4 protein-coding genes are annotated in these 4,310 nt (G+C 71.8%); all 4 read left to right on the forward strand.

Annotation, left to right across the window (positions count from 1 at the left end; genetic code table 11):
* Positions 1–57: 57 nt before the first annotated feature.
* Positions 58–777, forward strand: a complete 720-nt coding sequence (locus VIM26_RS07945; protein WP_331949911.1) for a PspA/IM30 family protein — start codon at positions 58–60, stop codon at positions 775–777.
* A 209-nt stretch (positions 778–986) separates the two neighbouring features.
* The gene (locus VIM26_RS07950) at positions 987–1,745 is read left to right on the forward strand and encodes a response regulator transcription factor (RefSeq protein WP_331949913.1); all 759 of its coding nucleotides are present in this window, start codon (positions 987–989) and stop codon (positions 1,743–1,745) included.
* Between the two features lie 17 nt (positions 1,746–1,762).
* Positions 1,763–3,529: a HAMP domain-containing sensor histidine kinase gene (locus VIM26_RS07955; protein ID WP_331949915.1), complete on the forward strand. Its 1,767-nt coding sequence runs from the start codon at positions 1,763–1,765 to the stop codon at positions 3,527–3,529.
* Positions 3,530–3,597: 68 nt separating this feature from the next.
* A partial coding sequence (locus VIM26_RS07960) for a hypothetical protein (RefSeq protein WP_331949917.1) occupies positions 3,598–4,310 on the forward strand: 713 nt, incomplete at its 3' end.

Raw genomic sequence — 4,310 nt, forward strand, 5'->3', positions numbered from 1 at the left:
CTTCTAGACCAACACTGTGCACGGGACCAGACACCTGTTCGTCACGAGAGGCTCACAATGACCGAGAAGCAGACGATCCTGGGACGGATCAGCCAGCTGACCCGCGCCAACATCAACTCGATGCTGGACCGCGCAGAGGACCCGCAGAAGATGCTCGACCAGCTCATCCGGGACTACACGAACAGCATCGCCGAGGCCGAGAGCGCCATCGCGCAGACCATCGGGAACCTGCGGCTCGCCGAGCAGGACCACACAGCGGACCTCGCTGCCGCCGGCGACTGGGGCACCAAGGCGGGTGCCGCCTCGAAGCGGGCAGACGCGCTGCGCGCCCAGGGCAACACCGCCGACGCGGACAAGTTCGACAACCTCGCCAAGGTCGCGCTGTCCAAGATGATCGGCTTCGAGTCGGAGGCCAAGGACGCCGAGCCGATGATCGCCTCGCAGAACGAGGTCGTCGAGAAGCTCAAGGCCGGGCTCATGAGCATGAAGGAGAAGCTCACCGATCTCCGCCGCCGCCGGGACACGCTCGTCGCGCGCGCCAAGAGCGCCGAGGCTCAGTCCAAGGTCCAGAGCGCGGTGGGCTCGATCAACCTGCTCGACCCCACGAGCGAGGTCGCCCGCTTCGAGGAGAAGGTGCGCCGCGAGGAGGCCCGCGTCGCCGGCCAGGCCGAGATCGCGGCGTCGTCCCTGGACGCCCAGTTCGAGGAGCTCGAGGACAGCACGGTCGACGTCGAGATCGCCGCCCGCCTGGCCGCCCTCAAGGGCGACACCGTCTAGCCCCAACCTCCTCCCCCGACGTGTCAGCCGCAGCGCGCGCTCTACACGGCGCTGCGGCTGACACATCCAGCTCACGGACAGTTGTCAGATCGAGCGCCCGGTGCGCCCCGCGCTCGGTCTGACAAGTCGTGGGCGGCTCACTCGAAGCGGGGCGAAAATCCGCAGGGGATTTCCAGGCGACTCCCAGGCTTCGGGAGCAAACTGAATGGATGAACAGACCTCCCGTTGAGCCAGAGGCCCGCCTGGTGGTCGTCGATGACGAGCCCAACATCCGCGAGCTCCTCGCGACATCGCTGCGGTTCGCGGGCTTCGAGGTGCACTCCGCGGCCGACGGCGCCTCGGCGCTGCGCCTGGTGCGCCAGGTCGACCCCGACCTCGTCGTGCTCGACGTCATGCTTCCCGACATGGACGGCTTCACCCTGACGCGCCGGTTGCGCGAGAAGGGCCAGCACGTCCCGGTCGTCTTCCTCACCGCACGCGACGACACGTCCGACAAGGTCACGGGCCTCACCGTCGGCGGCGACGACTACGTCACCAAGCCGTTCAGCCTCGAGGAGGTCGTCGCGCGGATCCGCGCGGTGCTGCGCCGCACCCGCCCCGGCGAGGAGGACGCGGACGAGGCCACGCTGCGCTACGCGGACCTCGAGCTGGACGACGACGGCCACGAGGTCCGCCGAGCGGGGCGCACCATCGACCTTTCCCCGACCGAGTTCAAGCTGCTGCGCTACCTCATGCTCAACGCCGGACGGGTGCTGTCCAAGACGCAGATCTTGGACCACGTCTGGCAGTACGACTGGGGCGGCGACGCGAACATCGTCGAGTCGTACATCTCCTATCTGCGACGCAAGATCGACGCCGCCACGCCCGGACCCCTGTCCGACGGCGTCGGCGTCGTCGTCCCGGTGCCGCTGATCCACACCAAGCGGGGCGTCGGGTACGTGCTGCGCCTGCCGCCGGGCGCGGCGTGACGGACGCCGGGACCGCCGTGGAGAGACCGACGACCGACCCGCCGGGGCCCGGAGCCCCGGCGGGTGCCACCGCGCCGGGGGCGCCCCCGGACGACTCGGTCGACGGCTCGGTCGACGCCGCGCCCGACGACTCACTCGACTCACTCGACTCGCTCGACTCACTCGACTCACTCGACTCGCCCGACTCGCCCGACGGCTCGCCCGACGCCGAGCCGACGGCGCCCAGTCGGCGCGCCGCCCTGACGGCGCAGCTCTCGGGCCGCCTGCACGGCGTGCCGCTGCGCGTGCGGATGGTCGGCATCGTGACCGGACTGCTGCTGCTCGGGCTCGGCCTCGCCGGGGTGACGACGCTGACATTGCTCGACCGCTCGCTCGTCGGCCAGGTCGACGCCCAGCTCGCGACCTCCGCCTCGCAGGCGGCGCAGCAGGCCTGGGGTGCCGCCACCGGCGACCACGGGCCGGACGTGCGCCCGAGCGACTACTTCGTCCAGATCGCGAAGGCCGACGGCACCGTCTACCAGAGCTACCCGTCCGCCACGACCGACGCCGGGAACGCGCCCAACCTGCCGCTGCTCACCGCGAGCGACGTCACGCACCTGCGCGGCGCGCCGTTCACCGTCCGATCGGTCGACGGGCACGGACGCTGGCGCGTCATCGAGCTCGGGCTGGTGGGCAACAACTCGCTGCTCGGCTCGGTCGCCGTCGCGCTCCCGCTGACGGCCGCCGAGGCCACCATGGACCAGATGCGCTCGGCACTGCTGCTGATCTCGGTCTCCGTGCTGCTCCTCGGCGCCCTCGCCGGCTGGATCGCGGTGCACCGCTCGCTGCGCCCGCTACGCGAGATCGAGGACACCGCCGCGGCCATCGCCGCCGGGGACCTCTCGCTGCGCGTGCCGCCCGCGCCGGAGAGCACCGAGGTGGGCCGGCTCGGCGGGACGCTGAACGTGATGCTCGCCCAGATCGAGCAGGCGTTCGCCGCGCGCGCCGCGTCGGAGGAACGGATGCGCCGGTTCGTCGCGGACGCCTCGCACGAGCTGCGGACCCCGCTCGCGACGATCCGCGGCTACAGCGAGCTGTACCGGATGGGCGCGGTGACCACGAAGCCCGAGGTCGACGACACCCTGCGCCGGATCGAGGACTCCGCGACCCGGATGGGCCGGCTGGTCGAGGACCTGCTGCACCTCGCCCGGCTCGACGACGGCCGCCCGATGCGCAGCGCACCGGTCGACCTGACCGTCCTGGTCGCCGACGCCGTGAGCGACCTGCACGCGCTCGACGTCGGCCGCCCGATCCGCCTGGAACCGCTGGCCCCGGGCACACCCGTGGCACCCTGCCCGGTCGTCGGCGACGAGGACCGGCTGCGCCAGGTGCTCTCGAACCTCACCGGGAACGTCGCCCAGCACACCCCCGCGGGGACGGCGGTGGAGATCGCCGTCGGGCGGACCGGCTCGGGGCCGACGGCGCGCGCGGTGCTCGAGGTGCGCGACCACGGCCCGGGCATCTCCGACGAGCACGCGGCCCGCGTGTTCGAGCGGTTCTACCGCGTCGACTCCTCCCGCGCGCGCGGCTCCGGCGGCGGTGCCGGGCTCGGCATGGCGATCGTGGCCGCGATCGTCGGGGCCCATCAGGGTTCGGTGGAGATCTCCGCGACGCCGGGCGGGGGCACGACCGTGCGGGTGAGCCTGCCGCTCGACGCGGGTGCCGCCGAACGTCGCAACGAGGCCGAGAACGAGGCCGAGGTCGAGGTCGAGGTCGAGGACGAAGGTGAGGAAATGGCGCAGTGAGGTCCAGCGTTGTGGATAGGATGCTGGGTCTTTGTCCGTACGTCCCCCGGTAGTGGTGAGGCTGGTCCATGGGCGTCTACGACGCGCCACAGTGGTTGTTGTCCGCGTGGGTCCGAAGCTGTATCGGTGCCGGCGCGACCGCAACACCTGACGAGATCCGTGCCGTCGGTTCGCGCCTGATCGACCTCTGGTCGGGCCCCGGACGGCACTTCCACACCCTGAAGCACCTGGCCGACGTGCTCGCACGGGTCGACGAGTTGGCGGAGGAGACCCACGAGCCCGAGGTCGTGCGCCTCGCCGCCTGGTACCACGGCGCGATCTTCGACGCGAAGGATGCGGCGGTGTACGCGAACCGTGGCGGTGAGGACGAGGTGGCGAGCGCCGAGCTGGCCCGCTCGGAGCTCACCGCGCTGGGCGTCCCGGCGAACCGCGCACAGCGTGCCCACGACATGGTGATCGCCCTGCGGCGGCACACCCCGACCCCCGGCGACTACGACTGCGCCGTGCTGTGCGACGCCGACCTCGCGATGCTCGCGAGCGAGCCGCAGCGGTACAAGGCGTACCTGCGCGACGTCCGCGCGGAGTACTCGCACCTGCCCGTCCAGGACTACGTGCGGGCGCGCATCCGGATCCTGACGAAGCTGCTGCAGCGCGGCGCGCTGTTCAACAGCCCGCTCAGCGCGGCGTGGGAGGAACCGGCGCGGCAGAACGTCGGCGCCGAGCTGCACCGGCTCGAGAAGGAGCTCGCGGCCCTCGAGGCGGCCGGCGTCCTCGCCGCGGC

The organism is Pengzhenrongella sp., assembly GCF_036565025.1.
In the GTDB taxonomy this organism is placed as follows: domain Bacteria; phylum Actinomycetota; class Actinomycetes; order Actinomycetales; family Cellulomonadaceae; genus Pengzhenrongella.

Coding starts and splice junctions, on each gene's coding strand:
- VIM26_RS07945 (WP_331949911.1), top strand. CDS start 58: ATGACCGAGAAGCAGACGATCCTGGGACGGATCAGCCAGCTGACCCGC.
- VIM26_RS07950 (WP_331949913.1), top strand. CDS start 987: ATGAACAGACCTCCCGTTGAGCCAGAGGCCCGCCTGGTGGTCGTCGAT.